Annotated in this window: 1 protein-coding gene; it reads right to left on the bottom strand. The window is 49.8% G+C overall.

Annotation, left to right across the window (positions count from 1 at the left end):
* The coding region (locus tag KI369_RS30045; protein ID WP_212959070.1) for an ABC transporter ATP-binding protein at positions 1-456 on the bottom strand (456 nt) is incomplete at both ends.

Below are 456 nucleotides of genomic sequence, written 5' to 3'. Positions count from 1 at the left end.
ACGCAGCACTTCAACTTCCAGCGTCGCGGTATCGACCAGTCGATACTGATAGCCATCGAGCTTCGGTAACGGGCTTTTCGGTGCGAGATCGAGAATAAAGGTTTCCGATTTCAGCTTCGCCAGCAGCGCCTTCATCGAGGTATTTTCCACCAGCTCACCGTGTTGAATAATGCCGATATTGCGGCACAGCATTTCTGCTTCTTCCAGGTAGTGTGTGGTGAGAATGATGGTGGTGCCTTTGTCGTTTAAATCCTTCAAAAAGCCCCACATTGAGCGGCGAAGTTCAATATCCACGCCTGCGGTCGGTTCGTCGAGAATCAGTAGTTTAGGTTCATGCATTAACGCACGGGCAATCATTAAACGGCGCTTCATCCCGCCAGATAACATACGCGCACGTTCGTTGCGTTTTCCCCATAGATCGAGTTGTTTAAGATATTTTTCGCTGCGGATGTACGC

It is taken from the genome of Bacillus sanguinis, assembly GCF_018332475.1.
GTDB lineage: Bacteria > Bacillota > Bacilli > Bacillales > Bacillaceae_G > Bacillus_A > Bacillus_A sanguinis.
Note: the sequence above shows the minus strand (reverse complement) of the source record. Positions and strands in the feature narration are given on the sequence as shown.